Source organism: Chloroflexaceae bacterium (genome assembly GCA_025057155.1).
GTDB lineage: Bacteria > Chloroflexota > Chloroflexia > Chloroflexales > Chloroflexaceae > JACAEO01.
This window is the reverse complement of sequence record JANWYD010000016.1, coordinates 43,467-68,876: the sequence shown is the minus strand read 5'-3', so window position 1 is coordinate 68,876 and position 25,410 is coordinate 43,467. Positions and strand designations below refer to the sequence as shown.

The 25,410-nt window shown below is 66.0% G+C and carries 19 protein-coding genes; 9 read left to right on the top strand and 10 right to left on the bottom strand.

The window, feature by feature from the left end:
• Positions 1-25: 25 nt before the first annotated feature.
• Entirely contained in the window at positions 26-364 is a 339-nt protein-coding gene (locus tag NZU74_14960) for a hypothetical protein (GenBank protein ID MCS6882633.1), read from the top strand.
• 279 nt (positions 365-643) lie between these two features.
• Here the strand turns inward: NZU74_14960 and NZU74_14955 are convergent, their stop codons facing one another.
• From NZU74_14955 to uvrA, 5 genes are all read right to left on the bottom strand, one after another.
• Positions 644-1,129, bottom strand: coding sequence for an adenosine-specific kinase (locus NZU74_14955; protein MCS6882632.1), 486 nt, complete (start codon positions 1,127-1,129; stop codon positions 644-646).
• Positions 1,130-1,207: 78 nt separating this feature from the next.
• Complete coding sequence (locus tag NZU74_14950) at positions 1,208-1,726, bottom strand: YbaK/EbsC family protein (protein ID MCS6882631.1); 519 nt, start codon at positions 1,724-1,726, stop codon at positions 1,208-1,210.
• 968 nt (positions 1,727-2,694) lie between these two features.
• Positions 2,695-3,585 (bottom strand): hypothetical protein, encoded by an 891-nt coding sequence (locus NZU74_14945; GenBank protein ID MCS6882630.1) that lies wholly within the window; start codon positions 3,583-3,585, stop codon positions 2,695-2,697.
• Positions 3,586-3,649: 64 nt separating this feature from the next.
• On the bottom strand, positions 3,650-5,173 hold the full coding sequence (locus NZU74_14940; GenBank protein MCS6882629.1) for a potassium/proton antiporter: 1,524 nt from the start codon (positions 5,171-5,173) through the stop codon (positions 3,650-3,652).
• 391 nt (positions 5,174-5,564) lie between these two features.
• Positions 5,565-8,522 carry an excinuclease ABC subunit UvrA gene (gene uvrA, locus NZU74_14935; protein ID MCS6882628.1) on the bottom strand — a complete coding sequence of 986 codons (2,958 nt, stop codon included), beginning with the start codon at positions 8,520-8,522 and terminating at the stop codon, positions 5,565-5,567.
• Between the two features lie 756 nt (positions 8,523-9,278).
• On the opposite strand from uvrA, the gene NZU74_14930 reads away from it, so the two are divergent.
• Complete coding sequence (locus NZU74_14930) at positions 9,279-11,069, top strand: DUF1800 domain-containing protein (protein MCS6882627.1); 1,791 nt, start codon at positions 9,279-9,281, stop codon at positions 11,067-11,069.
• A gap of 235 nt (positions 11,070-11,304) precedes the next feature.
• Positions 11,305-12,702 carry a DUF1501 domain-containing protein gene (locus NZU74_14925; GenBank protein ID MCS6882626.1) on the top strand — a complete coding sequence of 466 codons (1,398 nt, stop codon included), beginning with the start codon at positions 11,305-11,307 and terminating at the stop codon, positions 12,700-12,702.
• A gap of 122 nt (positions 12,703-12,824) precedes the next feature.
• On the opposite strand, the gene NZU74_14920 is transcribed toward NZU74_14925, so the two are convergent.
• Positions 12,825-13,691 carry a low molecular weight phosphatase family protein gene (locus tag NZU74_14920; protein MCS6882625.1) on the bottom strand — a complete coding sequence of 289 codons (867 nt, stop codon included), beginning with the start codon at positions 13,689-13,691 and terminating at the stop codon, positions 12,825-12,827.
• 501 nt (positions 13,692-14,192) lie between these two features.
• On the opposite strand from NZU74_14920, the gene NZU74_14915 reads away from it, so the two are divergent.
• Positions 14,193-15,359 (top strand): peptidoglycan DD-metalloendopeptidase family protein, encoded by a 1,167-nt coding sequence (locus NZU74_14915; protein ID MCS6882624.1) that lies wholly within the window; start codon positions 14,193-14,195, stop codon positions 15,357-15,359.
• 119 nt (positions 15,360-15,478) lie between these two features.
• Here the strand turns inward: NZU74_14915 and NZU74_14910 are convergent, their stop codons facing one another.
• From NZU74_14910 to NZU74_14895, 4 genes are all read right to left on the bottom strand, one after another.
• The gene (locus NZU74_14910; protein ID MCS6882623.1) at positions 15,479-16,786 is read right to left on the bottom strand and encodes a DNA recombination protein RmuC; all 1,308 of its coding nucleotides are present in this window, start codon (positions 16,784-16,786) and stop codon (positions 15,479-15,481) included.
• A 214-nt stretch (positions 16,787-17,000) separates the two neighbouring features.
• Positions 17,001-17,813, bottom strand: coding sequence for an SDR family oxidoreductase (locus NZU74_14905; GenBank protein MCS6882622.1), 813 nt, complete (start codon positions 17,811-17,813; stop codon positions 17,001-17,003).
• 22 nt (positions 17,814-17,835) lie between these two features.
• Positions 17,836-18,945, bottom strand: a complete 1,110-nt coding sequence (locus tag NZU74_14900) for a chromosome partitioning protein (protein MCS6882621.1) — start codon at positions 18,943-18,945, stop codon at positions 17,836-17,838.
• Positions 18,946-19,045: 100 nt separating this feature from the next.
• A complete protein-coding gene (locus tag NZU74_14895) occupies positions 19,046-20,269 on the bottom strand; it encodes an aminotransferase class I/II-fold pyridoxal phosphate-dependent enzyme (protein ID MCS6882620.1) in 1,224 nt (407 codons plus the stop codon).
• 195 nt (positions 20,270-20,464) lie between these two features.
• Between NZU74_14895 and NZU74_14890 the strand changes: the two genes are divergently transcribed.
• The 5 genes from NZU74_14890 to NZU74_14870 all read left to right on the top strand — a co-directional run bounded on the left by NZU74_14890 (position 20,465) and on the right by NZU74_14870 (position 25,367).
• On the top strand, positions 20,465-21,442 hold the full coding sequence (locus NZU74_14890; GenBank protein ID MCS6882619.1) for a DUF4129 domain-containing protein: 978 nt from the start codon (positions 20,465-20,467) through the stop codon (positions 21,440-21,442).
• Positions 21,432-22,592, top strand: coding sequence for a DUF4350 domain-containing protein (locus tag NZU74_14885; protein ID MCS6882618.1), 1,161 nt, complete (start codon positions 21,432-21,434; stop codon positions 22,590-22,592). The genes NZU74_14890 and NZU74_14885 overlap by 11 nt, the downstream gene beginning before the upstream one ends.
• 59 nt (positions 22,593-22,651) lie before the next feature.
• Complete coding sequence (locus NZU74_14880) at positions 22,652-23,617, top strand: hypothetical protein (GenBank protein MCS6882617.1); 966 nt, start codon at positions 22,652-22,654, stop codon at positions 23,615-23,617.
• A 261-nt stretch (positions 23,618-23,878) separates the two neighbouring features.
• Positions 23,879-24,676 (top strand): acetylglutamate kinase, encoded by a 798-nt coding sequence (gene argB / locus NZU74_14875; GenBank protein ID MCS6882616.1) that lies wholly within the window; start codon positions 23,879-23,881, stop codon positions 24,674-24,676.
• The gene (locus NZU74_14870) at positions 24,666-25,367 is read left to right on the top strand and encodes a Crp/Fnr family transcriptional regulator (GenBank protein MCS6882615.1); all 702 of its coding nucleotides are present in this window, start codon (positions 24,666-24,668) and stop codon (positions 25,365-25,367) included. The genes argB and NZU74_14870 overlap by 11 nt, the downstream gene beginning before the upstream one ends.
• Positions 25,368-25,410 lie beyond the last annotated feature (43 nt).

Genomic DNA, 25,410 nt, shown 5'->3' with positions numbered 1-25,410 from the left:
AGTTTCCGTACAAAGGAGGAATCGTATGCTCTGGAAGGGTCTGGCAGTGAGTGGCGCGGTCGCCGTCGCGGCGTTCGCAATTGTCGCCGCGCTGGCGTTCGGCACGGCCCCGAAGGGCGGCACACTGGCGCAGCCCGCGACGGGCAATGTTGTGGTGCTGCCGAATGGCGTTGCGGCTCCGCAGTTGCAGCCAGCTCAGCCGGCCTCGGCTCCCCTCCTGGTCTCCGAGGGCAGCCTGGTGAGCCTGGTGGAGAAGGCCCGTGACAGCGCTGAGGCCACCGCGGTGAAACTGGCCGCCGAGCGGCAGACCGGCGCGACCAATGCCGCCGAGCAAAAGGCGCTGACGGGCTGTGCCGGCAAGTAGGAACTGCGCAGGCGGCTACCGTCAGGTTTCCTCTGCCTGTGAGGTGGAAGCGCAATCCTCTGTTTAAGGAATGATGAAGCGATGGTTAACGAATCGCTATTCAGGGTTGCGATAACGCTTGTTGCAGCCAGCCGGCAGTGTGATATTATTAAGACACTAAGCGTTGGATTGGACGGGTAAACAAGTACGAGGCCTCTGCAAAGAGGAAAACGGAACGTTTCCCGTTCAATACCGGGGCCGAGTAAATCGCAAGATTGCTCGGCCTCGTTGATTCTACCCCTACAGTTTGTAGCCAAGCGTCCGCAGCAGGCCCTTGCGCCAGGCGATCCCCGCCTCGTCTTCAACTCCCAGCGGCGAGGCGCCGTCAATCACCCCCAGAATGCCCCGGCCTGCTGCCGTCTCGGCAATCACTACCTCAACCGGATTGGCTGTGGCGCAGAAGATCCGGCACACCTCCGGCGCCAGTTTGATCGCGTTCAACACGTTCACCGGGTAGTACCCTGCGCCGAGGACGATGATAAAACTATGACCGGCCCCCAGTGCCAGGGCGTTGGTGCGGGCCAGGTCTATCAGGGCCTCATCGGTGCCGCTCCAGCGCACCAGCCGCGCCCCCGAGGCCTCGCAAAAGGCCAGGCCGAAGCGGATTCCGGGCACGGCATTGACCAGCGCCTCGTGGAGATCCTCGACCGATTTGATGAAGTGCGTCTGGCCAAGGATGATGTTCAAGTCGTCGGGCTTGCGTATGGGCACAACGTGCAGTTCCATGGCACCCTCCTCATGAGGCTCTGGGAGGGCACGGCCCTCCCAGACCGACATCTGGAGACTGCGGTTGCCAGCAGGCGCTCACCAGCCACCTGGTTCGCGTACATCTTCGCGGATTGTCGTCAGGCGTCGCGGCTCGGCGGCGAAATCTGCCAGGCGTGGCCGCGCCAGCCGCGCATAGTCGGCGAATGCCATACTCATGGCCACGCTGTGACTGCCGGCCTGGAAGAAGATCACCGGTTCTTCGGCCAGCCCGCGGTCAACCAGGAGCGGCATATTGTACCCGGCGTTAAACGGCGGAGTGGCGCCAACTTCACAGTCGGGAAACGCCGTGGCCATCTCCGTCTCGGTCGCCAGGCGCACTTCGCGCGCATCGAGCGCATCCCTGACCCTGGCCAGGTCAACCCGACGCGACGTGGGCAGCGCCAGCATGACCAGCTCGCCATCGGCGACCACGATCACCACCTTGGCCATAAGCCTGTTGGGAATGTGCTCCCGCTCCGCCACCGCCTGGGCCGTATAGGCAGCCGGGTGCTCATAGACCCGGTACTGCACTCCCTGGGCCTGCAAGTAGGCTTCCAGTCGTTCTCGGCACGTCATTGTGCTACCCTCCCTCCGCGCTGCGAGGATTCCTCGAACGGACGAAGCATGACGGGCGTCGGCAGTTCACACGTTGTGCGCCCGCCACCACCTTTGAGCGATACATACCTCTAGTCTGCAACGTAAGTTTCCCGGCATTTCTGCCACCCTCCCAGCCTCCTCCCGTTGGGGCAGGAGCCGGACTCCTTCTACCCGTGGAGGAGGGTTAGGGAGGGAGCAGGGGTTTGGCGAAAAACTTTGTTCACAGACTAATAGGAAGTGCAGGGAAGCCTGCCGTGCGCCCGCCCCCGCACGCCATGGCGCGGAGAGACGCCAGCGATCAGACTCCCCCATGTTCAGATCAGTATAGCCTCAAACCGCGGCCTTGCGCGAAATGGCATGCTCACCGTGCGGAAAGGTCTCTTCACGCATGGAGGGTGTCGGAACCGTCTCTCCGTGATGCGCGAGGTATACCTGCAACGATGCCCGGATCTGCTGCGCTTCTATGGTTGGCAATGGGTCGGGCAACTTCGCCTGCGCGTTGGGTTGGAGAAGCGGGTTGCCAGTTCCACAACACTACATCGTCTCGGCGAGGGGCGTGGAGGTCGCAGGTCCCCCCCTCTCAGGCGTAGGATTTTTTGGGCGAGCAGGGGTTTTCGGCATTCCACTGCGCTTACGGTCCTCATCCCCCCTCCACTCTCTCGCGCGCGGGAGAGGGGGAAGTTGGGCGTCCCAATGCCCCGGATGGCGCATGCGGCGCGAGGATGCGCCGGAAAATCCTACACCTGAGAAGAGTCCCCCCTTCGGGACCTATGCATGACGCGCGAGCTGGGCCTTCGGCAGGGGCGACCGGCCGGTCGCCCCTGCCGGTTCGCTCCGCGACGCCCGACGCCCCGCAGGCGTCACACGGACGTGCAGGGGCGAAGCGGTCAGCGCGTTGGGATGGGGAAAACGCTCTGCTGGCTTAATCTCCCACGCCGGCGAGCAGCCTATCGCCCCGCATCTGGACGCTGCCAGGGCAGGCGGCGCCTGATCCAGCGCCACATGGCCCGCACACGCCGGTCGGCGCTCAGCAGGACCAGCCCGGCGGCGAGCAGCGGGAGCGCGGGCCAGAGAGCGTGCAGGGCCGTACCGTGGTGGAAGCCGGGCAGGTTGGCCACCAGCCAGATGCAGAGTGAGCCGGCGTAGCCAGCCCAGCCAGCGCGAATGCCCACCAGGAGGGCCAGGGTAATCAGGGCCAGCGGCAGGCCGGCGGGACGTTCGGGAATCTGCCCGCCGAGCAATGGCAGCAGGAGAAGCGCCACTCCGCTGGCCGCCAGCAGAATGGCCACATTCCGCCGCCAGCCCGTGGGCTGCTCGAATTCGTCCATCGCGCGCGCCGGACGGGGTGGCGGGGGCGTCAGCGCCTCCAGATTGTCGGGGTAGGGAAACTCATCGGGCGCCTGTTGCACCGCCAGCCGCAGGCCACTGCGCGCCGCAGCCTCGGCCAGGGCGCTCAGGGCCGGGTCCTCGGCGAGCGGTTCGGGCAACCCCTCCAGGTCAACCGAGCCTGCTGGAAGCGCAGCGTGCAACTCGGGCGGCACGCCCGCGCGCTGAACCGTCAGTGCAGCGCAGATCAGCGCAAAGACGCGCCGCCCCCGCGCCTCGTCAACCAGCAACGCGTCACGAAGCGGCATCGGACCGAGCGCCCGCTGCTTCCAGGCCGTCAGCAACTCCTCAAGCTCGGCGGTCTGGCGCGGGTTGAGGCGTTTTCCAAACCTGCCGGCGCGCAGCTCCTGGGCAAGTTGCTGGGCGCTCCAGTCGCGGATGATCGTCTCAACCAGATCCCGGTCGTAAGCGGCAATGCTGAAGCCAGGGCCACGTGGTCGCTCGGACAACATAACGGAGTCTGTGCTATTGAAACTTCGTCAATCAGAAATCCAAAATCCGCAATCCAAAATCGCATCACCCTCGGCGTATCTCGCTGGAAAGCAACTCAACCGGACGCACCAGGGTCACCGGGCTAAGCAACTGCACGCTGCACTCGTCGCACAACTGTTCAAGGGTCGATCGGGTTTCGGGCGTGGCCAGCACCAGCAGATGGTCGCCCGCGTGGAGCACGGTGCTCCCGTTAGGAATAAGCGCGTCGCCGTCACGGTGGATCTGCACCACCAGCACCCCCCGCGGCAGACCCAGTTCCAGCAGGCTGCTGCCTACCAGTGAGGAGCCTTCGGGGACGATGACCTCGAACAGCCGGCTGTTAAGACGCACATCCGGCACGAAGGTGTGGCGGTCGGCGCCCCGCGGCTTGTCGGCGTTCAGCCCCAGCCAGCGCGCGACCCGGTTAATCGTCATCCCTTGCAGCAATACCGATACCAGCACCACGAAGAAGATGACGTTAAAGATGGTTGTTGCTCCCGGTATCCCGCTGGTCAGGGGAAACGTCGCCAGAATAATGGGTACCGCCCCGCGCAATCCCGCCCAGGATACCATCCCCAGCTCACGCAACGAGCGCCGAAACCAGATCAGCGACCCGATGACGCTCAGCGGCCGGGCGACGAAGACGAGGAACAGGGCCACTAGCAGCCCCACTGGCGCGACCGGCAGCAGTTGCGAGGGCGTGACCAGCAGGCCCAGTGTCAGAAACATGGTAATCTGCATCAGCCAGGCGATCCCGTCGTGAAAGCGCAGAATACTGCGCTTGTGCACAATGTTGCGGTTCCCCACCACGATCCCCGCCAGATACACGGCCAGGAAGCCATTGCCCCCAACCAGAGCGGTGGCCGCGTAGGTCAGCATCGTCGCGGCGAGGGTAAAGACCACGTACAAGCCCTCCTGTTGCAGGCGAATGCGATTGACCGTAAACACGATCAACCAGCCAAACAGAGCGCCCCCCGCCGCGCCAAGGGCCATCTGGAGGATGAAACTGGGGACCAGGTTCAGCAGCGTGGCGCCCGGGGTGGTGATGAGATCCACCAGTCCGATCGTCAGAAAGACCGCAATCGGGTCGTTTGAGCCTGACTCCAGCTCTATGAGCGGTTCGAGGTTGTGCTTTAGGTTGACGCCCCGCTCGCGCAGCACCGAGAAGACCGCCGCCGCGTCGGTAGACGAGACGATGGCTCCCAGCAGCAAGCCGGTGCGCCAGTCGAGGTTGAGCGCCAGCACGGCGAAGCCGCACAGGAGAACAGCGCTGAGCACTACGCCGACATTGGCCAGCGCCACCCCCTGCGCCAGCACCGGACGAATGGCTGTCCAGTCAGTATCCAGACCGCCAGAGAACAAAATGTACGCCAGCGCGATCACGCCGATGGTCTGCGCCAGTCCAAAATCGTTAAAGTCAATGCGCCCCGGGCCGTCAATGCCGGCAAGCATCCCGATGCCCAGAAACAGCAGCAGGGCTGGCACGCCCAGGCGGTTCGAGGTGCGGGTGGCCACGACACTGAGCAACACCAGTCCCGCCGCGATCAGCATCACAAACTCGATTTGCATGACACCCTCATCTCGTTCCGTGGCGATCAACGGCAGTTTTCGCATGGTCGCGACAGGTTGATCCATGCCCCTTCGCGCCCGCGCGGGCGCGAGGGAGCATCACCCTGCGCGATCAAACCGTCTGGGAAAGAGTCGCGCGCCTGAACCGCGTGGTTCCGGCGCCTGTGAAGCGTGGGATAACAGGGGCTTCCGTATTATGGTACGGGTGACGGGAGCGAGTGTCAAGGCGACGCGTCGGTGTCTGGCGGTACAGATTGACTCCAGAGCGCGCGAAGGAGCGTAAAAGACGAACTGTTTAAAGCCCTTTGCGGCTCTCGGAGGCGCGAAGGCGTTCACATCCGCCGAACACGTTCGCGCCGGTTAGCGGAGCTTGAGCAACCTCGCCAGGCCGCTATGCTCTCAACGAGACCGAAAGGCATGCCCGCAGATAGGCGCCGGTATAGGAACCGGGAAGGGCGGCGATGTGCTCAGGGGCGCCGCTGCCCACGAGCTGGCCGCCGCCGCTGCCGCCTTCAGGGCCGAGGTCAATCACCCAGTCGGCGCTCTTGATCATATCAAGGTTGTGTTCAATCACCACCACGGTATTGCCGCTGTCTACCAGCCGCTGCAACACGCCGAGCAGTCGTTCGATGTCGGCGAAGTGAAGGCCGGTGGTCGGCTCGTCGAGAATGTAGAGCGTGCGCCCGGTTGCGCGCCGCGCCAGCTCGCCAGCCAGTTTGATGCGCTGGGCCTCGCCGCCGGAAAGGGTTGTGGCGGGCTGGCCGAGCCGCAGGTAGCCCAGCCCCACGTCGCGCAGGGCCTGGAGACGCTCGTTAATCGCCGGCACCCGCGCGAAAAAGGCCGACGCCTCTTCCACCGTCATATCCAGCACCTCGGCGATGGTCTTGCCACGGTAGCGGATATCGAGGGTTTCACGGTTGTAGCGCGTACCGCCACAGACCTCGCAGGGCACGAACAGGTCGGGGAGGAACTGCATTTCCACCTGGATCAACCCCTCGCCGTCGCAGGCGTCGCAGCGCCCGCCTTTGACGTTGAAACTGAAGCGCGAGGCGTCGTAGCCCCGTGCGCGAGCCTCGGGGGTGGCGGCGAAGAGCGCGCGGATGGGGTCGAACACCCTGGTGTAGGTGGCGGGATTGGAGCGTGGCGTGCGCCCGATCGGGCTTTGATCAATGCTAATCACCTTGTCGAGATGTTCGAGTCCATGGATGGCGTCATGGGCGCCGGCGCGTCCCCGTGCGCCATGCAGGACCTGGGCCGCCTTCGGGTAGAGCGTGTCCATAATCAGGCTGCTCTTCCCGCTGCCGCTTACTCCGGTGACGACCACGAAGGTTCCCAGGGGAATGCTCACGTTGATGCCCTGGAGGTTATGCTCGCGGGCGCCGCGAATCTCCAGACGCTTGCCGTTGCCGCTGCGGCGCTGCTGCGGCACAGGGATGCGTCGCTTGCCGCTAAGGTACTGGCCGGTCAACGAGCGCGGTTCGGCAAGGATCTCTTCTAGAGGGCCGCTGGCGACTACTTCGCCCCCGGCTTCGCCCGCTCCCGGGCCGATGTCAATGATCCAGTCGGCGGCGCGGATCGTCGCTTCATCGTGTTCGACCACCAGCACGCTGTTGCCCAGATCGCGCAGGCGCAGCAGCGTCTGTAACAGCCGGTCGTGGTCACGGGGATGCAGGCCAATGCTTGGCTCGTCGAGCACGTAGAGCACGCCTGAGAGGCCGGCGCCAACCTGCGTCGCCAGGCGGATGCGCTGGCTTTCGCCGCCGGAGAGCGTCATTGCCGAGCGATCCAGCTCCAGGTAGCCCAGCCCGACGTCGCAGAGAAAAGCCAGCCGGTTGCGGATCTCGCGCAGTATCGGTGCAGCGATCAGCTTCTCGCGCTCGCTGAGGATTGGCCGCGACACCGGGCGCGTCTCCCCGGCGCTCGCACTCCCTGCCGCGAGCGGGTCGCTCACGACCGCGCGGCCCTCGATCGTCTCCAGCAGCCCCTCGGTCCACTTCAACGTCTCGGCCACGCTCATCCGGGTGATCGCCGCGATGGATTGACCGGCGACGGTGACGGCGCGCACCTCCGGGCGGAGGCGGGCCCCGCCGCAGGCGCCGCAGGTTCGCGGGGTCATGTACCGGGCCAGGGCCTCGCGCTCGGCGTCGTCTCGGGCTTCGGCGAAACGCCGCCGCAGGTTAGGGATGACCCCCTCAAAGGGCGCCTGCACCTCGCGGGTCTTGCCGCCGATATGGTAGTGCAGCGTCAGGGTCTCGCCGTTGGTGCCATAGAGTAGCGCCCCGATCACCTCGGGCGGCAGCGTACGGAGCGGAGCATCGAGCGAGAACCCCAGGTGCTCGGCCAGCGAGCCCAGCAAATCATCGTAGTAACGCCGGCTGGCCTTGCTCCCCTCGGCCCACGGCGCTACCGCCCCTTCGCGCAGCGATTTGTTCCGGTTCGGAATCACCAGCGCCGGATCGAGTTCCTGGACCACCCCCAATCCCCCACAGGCGGGACAGGCTCCCCGCGGATTGTTGAACGAGAAGTCGCGCGGCTCCAGGCTGCCGAGGTTCGCCGGGCCGTGCACGGGGCAGGCGTACTGTTCCGAGAAGGTCAATTCCTCGCCGCCGACGATCTGCACCAGCATTTGCCCCGCGCCCAGTTTCAATGCCGCCTCCACTGAATCGCTCAGACGCACGCGGTCAGGATGGCCGGAGGGCGAGGCGTTTCCCGGCCCATGCCGGATCACCAGTCGATCCACCACCGCCTCAATGGTGTGCGGGCGGTACTTCTCCAGTTTCGGCGGCTCGTCCAGTTCGTGAACCTCGCCATCCACGCGCGCGCGCACGAAGCCGCGCTGGCGCAGATCGTCAAAGACCGCCTGATGCTCACCCTTCTGACCGCGCACTACAGGAGCCAGGATCAGCACGCGGCTGCCATCGGGGAGCGCCAGGAGCGCATCCACGATCTGTTGCGGCGTCTGGCGGCTCAACGGGCGGTTGCACTGCGGGCAGTGAGGGTGGCCGGTGCGGGCGAACAGCAGGCGCAGGAAGTCGTAGATCTCGGTAACCGTGCCCACCGTCGAGCGCGGATTGCGGCTGCCGCTCTTCTGATCAATTGCAATCGCTGGCGAGAGACCGGTGATGGAGTCGACATCGGGCTTCTCGATCTGCCCGAAGAACTGCCGCGCATAGGTCGAAAGACTCTCGACGTACCGCCGTTGCCCTTCGGCGAAGATCGTATCGAAGGCCAGAGAACTCTTGCCCGAACCCGACAGACCGGTGATGACGACGAGCCGGTTGCGCGGCAGACGCACGTCAATGTTCTTCAAGTTGTGCTCGCGAGCGCCACGGACGACGATCCATTCCATACACGCCATTTCGGATGGTAGAGTTTGAATTTTCGATTGCCGTATGCGCTGTCCGGATGAGACCTGGCGGTGATGCGCGCGCAGTCTGTTTATTCAACAGGAATTGGCAATAGGAGGGTTACCGTCATGCGGCTATTGTGGAACAGTGCGTCATCGTAGCATACAACCCCTGTCGCGGCAAGCTCTGCCAGGCAGCGTGCGCATCTGCCACGTGCGTCCTCTCCGGAGACGCGGGAGGGGCTTCAGCTCTCAGGTGCAGGGTTTTTCGAGCGAGAAGGGGTTTTCGGCATTCCAATGCGCTTCCGATCCTCACCCCCCCGCCCCCCTCTCCACCGTAGGTGGAGAGGGGGGCGGGGGGGGGCCCAATGCCCCGGATGGCGAATGTGACGCGAGGATGCGCCGGAAAACCCTACACCTGAGAAAGGGGCGTCGGTGGGTCCATCCGCTCCGTTTATCTGCGCGCGCTGCGGTAATCCCCAGCACGTATTATGCTAACCGGTCAGGCCCCGATCTGGCCGGGCGTTTGCCCTTCCCCGACGATAACCCGTACGACCCGTCTTACCAGGAGCGCCGCGTCTTCGGGACCATCGTCATCCTTGCCAATCTTTTAACCGATTTTATACTAATGGCGCGTCCATTATGGGACGCCCCCCTGAGGCGCTCGCCGCCGCAGCGCTGGCGAACCGGTTGGGGGCGCGACTGGCGGTATGAGCGACAGCATCGAACCGCACTTTCCAACGCACGAAGCGAGGCTCTATGAGGCTGACTCGACGCAACCTGCTTGGTAGTAGCGTAGCCCTGGCGGCCACAGCCGCGACGGCGCGCACCCTGATCGGCGAGCCGGCCCCGGTCCTGGCGGCCTGCCAGGTGCTGCCCCCGGCTTCTCCGGCGAGCGTTGCGCTCAACCGGCTGGCTTACGGGATGCGCGCCAGCGATCTCGCCGCTTTTAATGCCCTGGGCGCCACCCCTGACGAGCGCTACGAACGCTGGATTGACCAGCAACTCAACCCGGCCACGATTGACGATAGCGAATGTGAGCAACTGATCGCCGCCGTGCGGCTCAAGATCCGCTACGGCACGGTCAACCAGGCCCGCCCTCTGGAGTTGCTCGGCGCCAGCGCCACGGAGTTGTGGACCCGCGCCAATGGCGGGATGAATATGAATATGGATTGGAACGAGCGGGTCAGGCCCTTCAACGAGGTACGCGTCGCCACCTGGATCCGCGCCGTTCATAGCCGGCGCCAGCTCTTCGAAGTGCTGGTGGATTTCTGGCACAACCACTTTAATGTGAAGGCCACTGCCGATGGCAGCATTGCGGCCACCTGGCCGGCTTACGACCGCCTGATCCGCACCCACGCCCTGGGGAACTTTCGCACCTTCGTGGAAGAAGTAGGCAAGAGCGTCGCCATGATGCTCTACCTGGACAATGTCAGCAACCGTGCGGCGGGGGGCGAAGGCGGCAATGAGAACTATGCCCGCGAGTTGTTCGAGTTGCACACCCTCGGCTCGGACAACTATCTTAAGTTCTACGATAACCGCGGCCTGATTGATACCATCAACTATGGCAGCGAGACCTTTCCGCGCGGCTACATTGACGACGATGTGTACGAAGCGGCTCGCTGTTTCACCGGCTGGACGATCGCTAACGGGCGCGACGGGCGTCCGAATACGGGCGAGTTCTACTTCCTCGCCGACTGGCACGACACGAATCCCAAGACTGTTCTGGCGGTGCGCCCGGCCCCGGGCATCCCGCCGGCCCCCAACATCCCTCGCAACCAGCCTGGTCTGACCGATGGCCAGCAGGTCTTCGATCTGCTCTGCAATCATCCTGGCACGGCGCGGCACATCTGCACCAAGCTCGCGCGGCGGCTCATCGCCGACGATCCGCCGCAACGGGTGATTGATGCGGCAGTCGAGGTGTGGATGGCCAATCGCCGGTCGCCCGACCAGATCCGCCAGGTGGTGCGGACCATCGTGCTGTCGCCCGAATGTCGCACTACCTTCGGGCGCAAGATGCGCCGCCCGCTAGATGCAATGTGGGCCTTTCTCCGCGCAACGAACGCGCGCCTGCCAAGCGACGTAGAGTCGGTTGATGGCGATGCGACCCGCGGCGGCTACTGGAGCAGCCTGTTCTACACCGCTGACCAGAGCGGCCACCAGCTCTTCGACTGGGACACGCCAACCGGCCATCCCGACACGGCCAGCTACTGGGCGAACACCAACAGTTTGCTGGCGCGCTGGAACAGCTTCTACTCCATGACCCAGAGCTGGGGCGGCAATGTGAGCATTGATGTCATCGGACAAACCAACCTGAATGCCTCCTGTCGCGAGATCGTGGACGAATGGAGCAGACGTCTGTGCGGGTTCGAGCTTACGCCCCGCGTGCGAGCCGAGCTGATCAACTTTCTCGCCTTTGGCGGCGACCCCAATGCACCGCCGCGCCCGACGCCGCGCGCCCCGGATTGGGGCGCGATGGAGGGCGTCCACGACCGGGTGCGCACGATGGTGCAACTCCTGGCCATGAGTCCCGAATTTAACCTGCGCTAGGTTCAGCGCCTGGCGCGTTCTGCCGGAGGGCCGACCTTCCCCCCACTGGTGGCCCTCGTGTGGCCGGGCGCGTTCCCCCCCACGCCCGGCCACACTGTCTCTGTGCGCAGCAACCGGCGGGCAGGGAAGTCAAGTTCCTCGCCGCACCGCCAGCGGGGAGGGTTGTGGGAGGGTGGCGCTCTGTCAGCAAGACCTGTCTGATTCATCACCGCATTGCGGAGAGGAGGAACGGATCGTGGAAGTGACACGACGTGAGTTTCTGGTAGGATGCAGCGCGGCGATCGCGGCCCTGGCGGCCGGTCGCGTCAGCCAGTTGATCTTTGCCGACCCGGTGGGCGCGGCTGGCAGTGATGAGATTCTGGTCGTCGTCTTTCTGCGCGGAGGTTGCGATGGGTTGAGCCTGCTCTGCCCCTACGATGACCCGGCGTACCGGCAGGCTCGCGGCACGCTCGCCCTGCCCCTGACGGGGCAGAACGCGCCCCTGCGGATCGATCCGCGCAATCCTTCCTACGGCGCCAGCAGCTTTGGCCTGAACAGCAAAATGCCCCACCTCAGGGAACTCTACGACGCCGGGCGGCTGGCGATGATCCATGCCTGTGGTCTCAACGACGACACCCGCAGCCATTTCGACGCCATGGACTATATGGAGCGCGGCACGCCAGGAAATAAGACCACCGGCAGTGGATGGATCACCCGTCACCTGCAAACCAGCGGCCTGACCACCGGGCTGCTGCCGGCGGTCTCCGCGGGCAACCAGACGCCAGCATCGCTGCTGGCCTACCGCGATGCTGTAGCGATGTCCAACCCGCGCTCGTTCACCATTAATACCCACTGGCGCTACAATCGTCCCGAAGAAAGCTATCCGCTGATGCGCGCGCTGGAGAACTTCTACCCCGGCAGCGGCCTGAACCCCGTGGACGTCGCCGGACGCCGCACTATCGAGACGATCAAGGCCATCCGCGCCGCCAATCCTGGAAACTATACGCCGCGCGATGGCGTTACCTACCCCGGTGGCTCGTTTGGCAACGCTCTGCGCACGGTGGCTCAGCTCGTCAAGATGGAGCAGGGGCTGCGCATCGCCACCGTGGACCTGGGGGGCTGGGACACCCACGAGAACCAGGCCTACAGCGATGGCACCGGCTATCTGCCCGACCGGCTGGGGATGCTCTCCCAGGGTCTGTTCGCCCTCTACAGCGACCTGGTTGACTACCAGAACCGCCTGACCATTGTGGTAATGAGCGAGTTTGGCCGGCGCCTGGGCCGCAACGCCAGCAATGGCACCGACCATGGCCACGGCAATGTGATGCTCGTTCTGGGCGGCGGCGTCAACGGCGGGCGGGTGTACGGTCAGTGGCCGGGCCTTGTGGATCTGGACCAGGGGCAGGATCTGCGGATCACCACCGATTTTCGGGTGGTGCTGGGCGAGATCATCCTGCGGCGCCTGGGCAACCCGAACCTGGGCGCAATCTTCCCCGGCCTGACCGCGCAAATGTTCCAGCCGCTCGGCCTGGTCAGCGGCGTGGACCCGGGGCCGATCATCTGGTCTGGCGCCGCCGATGAGGAACCCGCGCTGCCCGAACAGCGCCGCGATCTGCCGCAGCGCCTCTACCTGCCCGTCACGGCTAATTGCTGACTCCGGGGGAACTCCGATTTCCCCACGCTCCTGCTCGATGGGAGGGTCTTTGCGAACCGGGCCCTCCCAGCATTTTCCTCTTCTGATGGTTCACAGCGCAGCCGCATTGCCGGCCGCGAGCCTCAGGTGAAGGCTGCCAGTTCCCGTGATAGGGTTTCAAGATCGCCGCTGGCGATAGGCGCCCGCAGCCGCGCCACGGCGGCCCGCAGCGCGGCACAGCGATCGGCGGCGGGGATTTCAGGGCAGAGGCCGAGCATCGCTCGCAGGACGGCGACGTAGGGGCGGGCCAGGTCATCGGGAGTGAAGGGCTGTTCCATCACGCCGAGGTCGGCTTCGATCTGGCGGCGCGCGCCCGCCCAGTTAATCACGCCGGGCATCTCCGCGCTCAGATCCAGGAGGCGCGAAATACGCCCGACGGCGGCCAGCCGCGGTTCAGGCGCCGTCGAGGCAAGCGGTGCAGCCAGGTCTGACGAACGGGCGGGGCGCTCGTCGGCAGCAGCGGAAGACGCACGTCCTTCCTCCACCGGCGTCTCACCCATAACCAGGGTCTGGAGACGGGGGAAGCCGGCCTCCAGCAAGGCTTCAATCTCGCGCGCATACTGCACCCATGCGCCGACTTGCATCCGGAAGGGATCGGGGATGTCACGCTCGCGCCCGGCGAGTTCGCCCAGGGCGGCAATGCTTGCGCCGGGACGTCTCGCGCGCACTACACGGGCCACGCCGCGGTCAACCGTCACGATCACTCGCGCCGCCTCTGCCAGTTCGTCGGTCAAGGAGCGGGCGCGATGGGCGCTCAGATCGAGACCCAGGATCAGCAGCGCGTCGCGGGCCTCAGGTTCGGCGGGATCGTCGTCGTGGCCGACCACGCCGGCCGATTCAATCCGCCAGTTCAGGCCGCGCTGCGCGGCCAGACGGCGCAACAGCGCCACGGTGATCGGGGCGCGCCCCGTGTCGGCGGCGCCGACGATCAGTATGAAGGGTTCGTCCATCTCGCGATTACGGTCGGTCCACGGGAGTTATTCGCCTGGATTGTAGGCGGGCGGCGGCCCGCTGTCAACCGTTCTTCTCAGCAAGTTTTCAGGATTATTTGACCTTTTTGGGAGTCTATGCTATCCTTCCGCTCCGTCAGCGACCCCGACCGTCGCGGCGCTTCTTGTCGCCCGGATGCGACCAGTGACCAGGAGGTCTTATTTGCGAGGCAGGTTTCAGACAGGGTCTTCCGGCCTGACAGCGGGGCTACGGCTCAACGCCTCCACACCGCCACGCCTCCTTACCACTGGCTCTTAGAGCCGTGGAGGTTCAGAGACCCGGCCCGGATTGTCAGGCGCCGCTGAAACCTCATCTGAGCCGCCGGGCGCGGCCCCGGGCGATGGCGCCCGTTCCGCCCCGGAATTGGTCCGGTTCAACGAATGGTCTGGCGCTCCGCGCGCGCCGGCCAGATCCACGTCGATCACTGGGGAGATATGCTCCCCACGACCAGGAGGTTGCCCTTGCCACGTTCGCATGCGTTTCTGCCATGCCGCAGCATCGAGACCCGTCCTGTACCGTTCCGTTGGCTTCTTGCGCTGCTGGCGCTTCTCCTTGCGCTGTTTTCGAGCATTGCTCCCCGCACGGTCCAGGCCGCGCCGGTCCTGATCCTGCCGACCCCGCCGGGGGAAGACTGGCGTATCATCCAGGGCTACGCCTGTGGCACCCACAACGGCTGGGATCGCTACTCTCTCGACCTGGCTCAGGTCAACGGTCCAACCTACGATGCGCCCATCCGCGCCGCAGCCGGGGGCGCGGTCTGGTACTGGGAATGGCGCAGCGGCACGCTGATCCTGCGCCACAGCGCAAGCTTCTTCACCATGTACACCCATCTGGCCCGGGCCGTCTCTACCCAGCCGGGGCGCTACTTCCAGGCCGGCGAGACTCTGGGGTTCGCCGGGGATCGCGGTTCGCCGGGGGTGCCGCACCTGCACTTTACCGCCTACACCGCCCGCGGCGATGGCTGGAGCGGCAAGCAGTCAGTGCCGCTGCGCTTTGCTGAAGGGATCGATTTGCCGGAGATCGGCGGGTGCAACCAGCATGGCGGAAAGATCGTTCGCGCAGCGTCAATCAAAGCGCCCGAAGTGGCCTTCCAGAGCGCGGCGCAGCCAGGCCAGTGGTATGCCGGCGACCAGCGCATCGAGTTCGTCGTGGCCTGGGGCGGGGGCGGTCTCAGCCAGGCCTGGAACCAGGCCCCGCCAGCCGACGCCCCGATGTTCGCCCGCGTCACCGATGGCTATGCTCAGCTCGCCGACGCCGGCGAAGGCATGCACACGCTGAAGGTGCGGGCCTGGGGGCCAGATGGCCGGGTGACCCTGGCCGAGTTCGGGCCGGTAGGCTACGATGTGACGCCCCCGCATCCGCCGGCGCCCATCGGCGATCTCGCCGCCCCCACCGGCCCGGTGGCGCTGCAATGGCCGCCCGCCAGCGATGCGCACTCAGGTGTGAAGGGCTATCGCGTCTACGTCGGTCCCAATCCAGAGGGCACATCCGAATGGTTCACCACCGAACCGGCGGTAAGAACCGAGCCCCTGGCGCCGGGCCGCTACCTGCTGCGCGTCCAGGCCCTGGATGTGGCGGGGAACGCCGGTCAGTGGGTCACGCTCGGCGCAGTGACGGTGGGACCGTAAACCATTTTGGATTGCGGATTTTGGATTTTGGATTGCCGTTCACACCGCGTCGATCCGCAATCCAAAATCCGCAATCCAAAATCCACAATCGTATGAGGCGCCCTTCGCGCCGGTAGCCGCTATGGATGCCCCATTTCCCCCGTCCCGTTGGGGCGCAGGCGCCGCAGAGCCGGCCGGGCCTGGCCGGCTTCCTGCGCAGGGACGCCTTCGGGCAGCCGGCCGTTGAGGGTCTCGTTCGAGGCGTCGGACAGGTGTCTGTTGAGCATATCCGGCAAGGCGCCTTCATTGCCATTCACCGACGCCCCTAGCAATTCCGGGCGACTGAAGGAGCGAGGCGCGTCCTCGATGGTTTCGGGGATTTGCAGCTCGTCGTTGCCGATGTCCAGCTCGCGCAGACGCTTCGCGCTCTGGAACAGCGTGCGATCCAGACTTCCGATCAGGTCATTGTATTTTGCTACACTGCCACCAAGCGCCTTGCCGAGATTGCCAACGTGCTCGGCTACTCTGCTCAGTGCTCTGTAGACCTTCTCTCCCTCGTCCCTGATCTTGCGGGCGTTCTCCGCCAGACGGGCCTCCCGCCATCCCTGGGCAATCGTCCTGAGCAGGGCGATCAGAGTAGTAGGGCTGGCCAGCACAACTTTATGCTGGAACGCAAAATCAATCAGTTCGGGATCGTGTTCCAGGGCCGCGCGGTAGAAAGGCTCGCCCGGAATGAACAACACCAGGAACTCGAAAGCGCCATCAATTGCACTCTGATAATCGCGCTTTCCCATCTCCTTAATGTGGTTCTTGATACGGTCGGCGTGCTCTTTGAGATATTTTCCAGCTTCGCCGTCATCCTGGCATTCGTGGGCCTTGAGATAGGCGTCCAGGGGCGCTTTGGCATCTACTACAATGACCCGCTGGTTGGGCAGGCGCACCACCAGGTCCGGGCGCTGCGCTTTACCTCCACTGCTTACAGACTCCTGCTCCGCAAAATCGCAGTGCTCGCTCATTCCGGCTAGTTCGACCACCCTGCGAAGCTGGATCTCGCCCCACCGTCCGCGGATCTGCGGCTGGCGCAGGCTGCTCACCAGTCTGGCAGTCTCTTGCTGGAGCAGCCGCTGGTCCTGGGTCATTCGGTGTAATTGCTGCTCGATGCTGCCGTAAGCCTTCTGCCGTTCGCGCTCCAGATCCTCAAGTTTGCGTTGCTGTTCATCCAGCGTGGCCTTGAGGGGCGCGGTTAGCGCCTCGATCTCGCGCCGCGCGCGCTCGTTGAAATCGCTGCTATTCGCCCGCAGCGCCTCCTGGCTGAGACTGGCGAACATGTCGCGAATGCGTTGCTCGGACAGACCATTGACGCCCAGACGGGCGAGCATCAGCCAGGCGACGAACGCGCCAGCGATGACACCACCTGCAACAGCGACAAGCACGACGAACAGGTCCATCGGATCACCTCCTGCGATGCTGGCTGCGATGTGTTGATGCCGAAGGATGAACTACGACCCCGAGCGCATATTCGTGCCGCGAGAGCCGCGCCTACGATGGTCAATCGTTGTGCACTATAGCGTTGCGAACGAACCAATCCGTAACCGTGGAAACCGAAGAAAGATCAGGAGCGCCCCATCCCCAATCCAAAATCCAAAATCTAAAATCCAAAATCTATCGTCTTCCCATCGCCGCCTGGGCCATACGCCAGAGCGCGCGGTGGCGGGGCATGATTTCGTAGACCTTGCCCGTAACCCCATCGGTGGCCGAGGAGGCCATGCGGAGGGCCATGGCCGCAGTTTCTTCCGCCGTGGTGCCGAAGATGCGCATGATGCGCGGGAAGGCGCTGAGGGCCTCGGCGGCCGACCCGATCGGCGCCCACTGCGTGGTCATATCCGTGGGCACAATGCCCGGCGCGAGGACATTGATCGAGAGGAACGCCTTCTGCGGCTCGTACTCGCGAGCCAGCCCCTCGGTGAGCCGCACGATCCCCGCCTTGGAGGCGCTGTAGGCGCTCAGAAAGCGCTGGGCGCGCTTGTAGCCGCCTCCGGTGACGTTGATGATCTTGCCGTAGCGCCGCTGGAGCATATGCGGCAGCACGGCCTGGCAGCCGTACAGGCAGCCGAACAGGTTGACGCGGATCACCCGTTCCCATTCCTCCGGCGGCACGTCGAGGGTGTAGGCGAACGGCCCGGAAATGGCCGCGTTGTTGACCCAGATGTCAATATGGCCAAAGGCGTCAATCGCATAGCGAAAGAGCGCGCAGACCTGCTCGCGGTCGCTCACGTCGCAGGCGACGCCTTCGCAGGTGACGCCGCTGGCGCGCAACTCGCCGATGGTGCGCGCGACGGCCTCCGCCCGCGATGACGAGACCACTACCCGCGCGCCGGCGCGGCCGTAGGTCTCGGCGATAGCCCGTCCAATCCCCCGTGTACTGCCGGTAATCACCGCCACTCGACCGTGGAGTGAAGGCTGTCGCTTGTTCATGCCTGTAACCTGAAGAGAGCGGTTACTTGCGCGGGCGGACGATCAACGTCTCACCCTGGCGGGCGGCCTTGATCGCCGTAACGCCGCGCAGGCCATCGGGGAGCAGAATGTGGCGCCGGTAGATCCCCGCGCGGACGATTAACTCGTCGCCGCTGAGGGTCAGGCCGAGGGTCTCGCGCGGGAGGCCTGGAACATCAATCGCCACCATCGGGTCGGGCGGCCCGCTAAGGCGCACCGGCGGCGGCAGCGGTGTCTGGGGAAGCGGCGAGGCGTCGGCGTAGATCCGCGCGCCGAGAGCGGCCAGTTCCTCAGGGCCGGAGGGCGTTACCGTCGCCGGCATCCGGAGCAGGGGGCGTTCCTGCCAGATGGTGGCGGCCTCGCCGGTAACATGCTCCTGCTCCTCAACGATAGGCGAAAGCCCATCGGTGCACGGGAGCATCGGCCCGGCAATAATCGCCTCAACCGCCAGGCCGAAGAGTTGCAGCGCGGGCACAGTTACCCGCGCCTCGTCCAGGCCGGCGCGATCCGCCCGCAGCACGTAACGCACCCTGGCTCGCGTGGGGTCCACCGTTTCGTCACGGAGCTGTTCCAGGCGCACCCGGGCCTCCTGGAGGTTGCTGGTCCACTCCATCGGAAAGGGCAGCAAGCCGACCGGCACTAGAGCGCGCGAGACTGACGCGCTGGAGCGGCCCGGACCACGGTCGAGGCCGAGGAGCAGGCGTACCGTCCAGCGAAAGGTGTCAGGCACGCCAAGGGCGCGGAGCAGCGTATCGGGCGGCCCGGCGTCAACACAGACAAGATCGTAGCCGGCGCCCAGCGCTCGCAGGTTGGCCACGGCGAGGAACAGGTCGCTGCCGGGGATCACCGGCAGTTCATCGCCCACGATAGGCGATTTCGCCGGCAGGGTGGACCAGATCCGCGCCAGATCGGCCAGCGGGTCGAGGCACCAGGCATCGAGACCCGGCCCGATGGGGTGCGGTTTGCCCCCAAGGGGGATTCGGGCCAGGGTTGCGATCGAATGCGAAGGCCCGACGCTGGCGAGGAGCGTCCGCGCGCCAGCGGCAGCCGTAGCCGCGGCGGTGGCGGCGGCGGCGAGGGCGGCGATGCCCGCAGGACCGGTGAAGATGAGCATTTGCATATCGTATAGTGTAACATGTTCCGCGGTCGCTTGCAGGGTGCGCCTCGACTTCTCGACCTCCCATCAACACGGGGAAAGCCAGGCTTCTCCGCGTTCATATCAACTCCAGCGCCGCTTCCAGATCGGCAATCAGGTCCTCAACCGCCTCGATGCCGACCGAGAGACGCACCAGCATCTCGCTGATGCCCCGTTCGGCGCGCCGCTCGGCGCCGAGTTCGCGGTGCGAGGCGATGGCTGGCACGCTCACCAGGCTGTAGATATCGCCCAGGGTGGTGGCGGGCAGGAACAGCCGCAACCCGTCCACGAAGCGTTGCAGGGCTGCCGAATCACCGGCCAGTTCGAAACTCACCAGGCCGCCGAAGCGCCCGCCGAAGGCCGCCGCCGCCAGGGCGTGCTGGGGGTGTCCGGGGAGACCGGGGTAGTAGACCCGCACCACGGCGGGATGGCCTTCAAGAAAAGCGGCGATACGCGCGGCGCTGGCGCACTGGCGCTCAAAGCGCAGCGCCAGCGTCTTCAGGCCGCGCAGCGTCTGCTGAGCCTCGAACGGCCCCAGCGCGGCGCCCAGGAGCCGCGCCTGTCGCGCCAGGGTGTCGTGCAACAGGGCGGTGCGCGCAGCGGCCACGCCGCCGAGCGTGTCGCCATGGCCGGAAAGATACTTGGTTGCGCTGTGCACTACAATGTCGGCTCCCAGACTCAACGGGCGTTGCAGCACGGGGGTGGCAATGGTGCTGTCAACCACCAGCCGCGCCCCCGCCGCCCGGCAACAGGTCGCCAGACCCGCCACGTCCACCACCCGCAGCAGCGGGTTGGAGAGTTGCTCAACGAGAACCACCTCTGGACGCAGATCGGCCAGGGCCGCCTCAACCGCGCCAAGGTCGCACATGTCGGCATAGGCCACCACCGCGCCGCGGGCCACGAACATTTCTTCCAGCAGGACCGTGGTTGCCCCGTAGAGGTCGCGGGCGGCGAGGATAGTGCGTGGCCGGGGAGCGGTTTCGCCGCGGGGCGTGGCCGCGGCGAGCAGGGCGGCGTGCAGGGCGGCCATCCCCGAGGCGTAGGCCACCGCTCCCCGTGCGCCCTCGACGGCTGCGACGGCGCTCTCCAGCGCGGCTACGGTGGGGTTGCCGTAGCGCGCATAGAGGTAGCCCGAACCGCTGGCGAAGGCGGCATCAAGCTCGGCCAGCGAGGGGTAAAGGTAGGTGCTGGTGGTGTAAATCGGCGTCGTCGTGGGCATGGCCTGCGGAGCGGCGGCGCGCTCCCCGGCATGCACCAGACTGGTTTCCAGACGCCAAGGCGGCCTGTCGCGCTGTTCGTTCACCGGGATCTCCTTCCGCGAGCCGGGTGTTGTCGCCGGCAATGGTACGCCCGTGGCGGCGGGTTGTCAATGGCCCGCCGGGGTGGAGCCGTCCCGCCGGGACGGCTCTACGCTGCATTTGGTAGAATGGGAAAGGCTTTGGACAACCGGAATCGCCAGAAGCGCTGTTCCCCCTCCACAAAGGCAAAGACCACCGCTATGCTCCGTCGCTCCATCACCACGTACCTCTCGTTCGCCGCGCTGGTTGCAGCATTGGCGCTTTCGCTGGCGTCGGTCGTGCCCGTGGCCGCTCAGGAGGCCACGCTCAGCCTGGCGGCCTACGAACAGGCCCTGCGCGAAGCGCACGCGGCCGCCGAACGGGGCGATCGCATCAGCCTGGAGCTGGTTGCCCCGCGGCTGATCGCCGCCACCGCGGTGGCGCTCCCCGGCGGCGGAAGCGCGCCAGCGGATAATCGCTGGCTGGCCGAGGAACTGGCGCGCCCCGAGCCGCGCCTTCCCCTGATCGCCGCGCGCCTCGGCGCCCTCATCGACACCCTTTCGAGCGCCGGTCCGTCGCCGCCCGATGATGCCCTGGAACGACTGGAGGAGATCCTCTCCCGTCCGCCTTTCGCCCGGGCCGAGCCGCAGCCGCGCGAACCCGGCCCGCTCGACCAGTTCTTCGAGCGTCTGGGGCATCTGTTAGATGGCCTGGTTGACCCCATTGGCGAGGCGGCTGGCCCCTCCGCGACGGTCGCCGGCTGGATGTTGCTCGCTGCCGGCGCCGCTCTGGTAATCGCCGTGCTGTGGCTGTGGCTGCGGGGCCTGCGCCGGACGCTGCGGGTGGAGACCCGGCTGGACGCCCGGCCCGACGTGACGACCCGCACCGCCGCCGAGGCGCGCGACCGCGCCGACGAACTCGCCCGCCAGGGCAACTACCGCGAGGCCGTGCGGGTGCTGGCCCTGGCCGCCCTCCTCTGGCTCGATGAGCGCGGACGGCTGCGCTACGAACCCCACCAGACCAACCGGGAGCACCTGGCCCGCCTGCGCGACCAGCCGCCGCTGTACGAGCGCCTCGCCCCGGTCGTGGAAACCGCCGACCGGGTCTGGTACGGCGGGGCGCCGATTGACGACCGTGGGTATGCCGAGTACGCGCGCCGGGTGAGCGAACTGCGGGAGCGTGCCAGCGATGCGGCGTGATGTGATTATCCTCGCTGGCCTGTTTGCCGTTCTGGCGTTGTTCATCGCCCTGGGACCGGGACGGGCCGCCAGTGTGCCCGGTACCGGGGCAAGCAGCCATGCCAGCGGGCCGCAAGGCGCGCTGGCCCTCTACCGCTGGATTGACGCCCTCGGCTATGACGTTCGCCGGTTACAGTACCGCGAGCGCTTCGCGCCCGACCCTGCAGCCGCCGTGCTGATCGTCCTCGGCCCTGGCGAGCGCTATACCCTCGACGAAGCGACCGCAGTGGCGGAATGGGTTGAGGACGGCGGCATCCTGGTGCTGGCCGATAACCGTCCCGGACAACTGGCGGGGGCGGCGGCGTTGTTTCGGGCCTTCGATCTGGAACTCTTCGCCCCGCCGCAGGACCAGTTGCCGGAACCTGCACCGGTTCTCCAGCCTGTCTTCAACGACCCGCCAGCGCAGGCCGTGGTTGCCGAGGCTACCACCGCCCTCCGTACCACCCGCGCCGACGCTGTGCCCCTGGTTGGCGCCGGCGCCGCGCCGCTGGTGCTGGGCCTGCCGTATGGCGCCGGCTACGTCTTCGCCAGCGCCACTCTGCATCCCTTCACTAACCGTGGACTGAACGAGGGCGACAACGCCGCCATGGTGCTAAACATGCTCCGGCGCGCGCCTCCGGGCGGGCGCGTGGTTTTCGACGAATACCACCACGGGTTCATCAGCCAGCCCTCACTGCGGTCGCTGCTGCTCGGGACCCCCTGGGGGTGGGCCATCCTCTACATCGCCCTGATGCTGGCAGCCTATCTGGCGCTCACAGGTCGGCGCTTTGGCCGGCCGGCGCCGCTTCGCGAGGAGACAGCGCGGCGCAGCAGCGCCGAATATCTGGAAAGCATGGCCGGTCTGCTGCGCCGCGCCGGGCGCCGCGACGCGCTCCAGGCCCACTACCGCGCGACGTTCAAACGGCGCCTGGCCCGCGCCAGTGGGCTGAATCCTCATCTCGACGACGCAGCCTTCCTCGCTGCTCTGGCCGCCATCGCCCCGGAGCGCGCCGAACGCGCCGGCGCCTTGCTGGCGGCCATGGCCGCCCCGGTCGCCAGCGATGCCGTGCTCCTGCGTCTGGTGGCCGAGGCCGACCAGATGGTGGACGTCAAAGCGGGGATTGCAGAATAATGCAACCCTCCGGATTGCGCCCCCGGTTCGGAAGAACCAGGCCCTCTTGAGACTGCCTTATGCACACCAGGCGACAATCACTGCGGATGGCGCTGGAGCCAATCCTCGATCTGCTTGACGAGGGTCTGCACCTCTACCGGCGCGCCTTTCTACGGATACTTATCCTGGCTTCACTGGCCGGCCTGCCCTCCGGCGCGTTGTTCGCCGCCCTGGTGATTGCCAGCGACTGGCTTTCTACCCCTCCCGGCGTGGCCTTGCTGCTCCTGGTCGCCCTGCTGGGCCTGCCGCTCGCGCTCTACGTAGTGGGCGCCGTAAGCCGCGCTGCGGTGATGGCCGCTGGCGGCGAGGCCGTCACCCTGCGCCGGGCCCTGGCCCTCGGGCCGCTCCGCGTGCTTGGCATGGGCTGCTATGGCACGGTCTTCCTCCTTGTGGCGGCGAGCGTTGTTTCGGTGATCAGCAGCGTCTGTGTCTGTGTTGTGTACGTGTTCGGGATCGCGGGCGTCGCGGTCTTTGCATCGGCCGGCGCCATCGGCGGAACAGCGGGCGAGGTGGCGTCGGTAGCGGGGATTATTGCCCTCATCGTGGGCTTCATCCTGATGTACGCGGCCACGCTGGCGCTCAACGGCGCGGCCTATAGCAGCGTCATTTTCGCCCTGCAGCCCTTTGTGCACGAACCCCTGCCGATGGGCCAGGCAGTCAAACGCAGCCTTGATCTCACCTTCTACCGATTAGGCCAGAACATTCTGGCTTTTCTCTGCGCCAGCATCGTCTTTGGGGCGATCGCCCTGGCCGCTACCCTGGCCATCGGCGTGCTGGCGCCGCTGCCGATACTCTTTCTGCTCGGCGTCGAGTCACTCGCAGCCCGCGCCATTACCGCGGCGGTCTGGATAGGCGCGGTCAACGTTGCCCTGCCCCTGCTGCCGATCTGGATGGCCCTGCTCTATCGGCGCCGCCTGGCCGTCTGGCAGGGCGCCGACCTGCGCGCGCGCCTGGCCGCCCTGCCAGACAGTGGCGCTCCAATCTGATGATGGGGAAACCAGGTTTCTCCGCACCCCCGGTCGTAGGCTTTTGACTGATGCAATTCCGCCTCCAGCAGGGAATTGGGGGGCGTAGTCGCCAGAACCAACCAGGGGCAAGCCCCAAAGACTCTGCAACAGCCCCCGGTTTTCCACGCAGCCAGGTTGCGTCTTCTCAGAAATATTGTTATCCTGAAATGAATAGAAGTTTCCGAGAGGGCGCAGCCCTCGCTGGGATGCCGTTTTTTCATTTTCCCTGGAGAACGGCGCGTGGCGTCGATCACCGTCGTAAAGATTGGCGGCAACGAACTGGACGATCCGGCCTTTCTGGAGGGCCTGAGCGCCGCCGTGGCCGCCTTCAACGGGCCGCTGGTGCTGGTGCACGGCGGCGGCAAGGAGATCAGCGCCGCCCTTGACCGCGCCGGCCTGCCGGTGCAGTTCATCGAGGGTCTGCGGGTCACCTCGCCTGAGGCGATGGAGATTATGCAGGCGGTGGTCTGCGGTACCATCAACAAGCGCCTGGTGGCCGCTCTGGTTGCGCGCGGCGTGCGCGCAGCGGGTCTCAGCGGCATTGACCTGGGGTTGCTGCGCTGCGCGCCCTACCGCCCTGGCGGCGCCGACCTGGGCCGCGTCGGGGTGGTTACCGGCGTTGATGTCGCCGCCATCCGCGCCATGCTCGCCCTGGGCTGGCTGCCCGTCTTCGCGCCGGTGGCTATGGGTGAGGCCGATGGGCTGAGCTACAACATCAACGCCGACATGGTCGCCCAGGCCATCGCCGGGGCGCTGGGCGACACGGAACTGGTCTTTGTCAGCAATGTGCCTGGCGTGATTCTCGACGGAGGGATCGCCGCCTGGCTCGATGCCGCGGCCGTAGAGGCGGCCATTGGCAGCGGGGCCATCAGCGGCGGCATGATCCCCAAGGTGCGCGCCGCCCTCGACGCGCTCGGCGCCGGCGCCGTCGCCGCGCGCATCACCAACCTCGCCGGGTTCGCCGCGGGCGGCACGCGAATCGTCAGGTTGCTCGAAGAGTCGTCCGGCACGGTTACAGGTTCCTCCGATGACCAATGAACCCGCCATCCACTACGTTACCGCTGGCGACATCTTCGCCCAGCTCGGCGTCGCCGAGCGGGCTGAGATTGAACGTCTGATCAGCTACAACATCTACCCGGCCGGACAGATCTTCCATTCACCGAACGAGGTCGGCGAACAACTCTTTGTGCTGCGCTCCGGGCGCGTGCGGATCTACAAACTCTCGCCGGAGGGTCGCGCGCTGACGCTCATGGTGCTCGAACCGGTGACGATCTTCGGCGAGATGACCCTGGTGGGGCAGTGGCTCCACGACACCTTCGCCGAAGCCATGACCGAGTGCGTCATCGGGCTGATCGGCCGCGACACCCTGCGTCGCATTCTGGAACAACATCCGCGGGTGGCTATCGCCTTCATGGAACTGATGGGCCAGCGCCTGCGCGCCATGGAGAACAAACTGGCCGACATCGCCTTTAAAAACGTGGCCCAGCGCCTCGCCAGCGTGCTCCTCAACCTGGCGGGACTGCCATCCCAACCTGCGGAGTTGCCTGCCAGGCCGCCCATGGTGGTGCGCTACACCCACCAGCAACTCGCCGAGATGATCGGCTCGTATCGCGAGACCGTCACCAAAGCGATCGGCGAGCTGCGCGAAGCCGGAATGATCCGCATTGACGACGATGTGATCTCGTTGATTGACGTGGAACAGTTGCAGCGTCTTGCCGGTCGGCAATAAACACGTGGCACAACCTGGAGGGTTGTGCCACGTGCGCAATCTG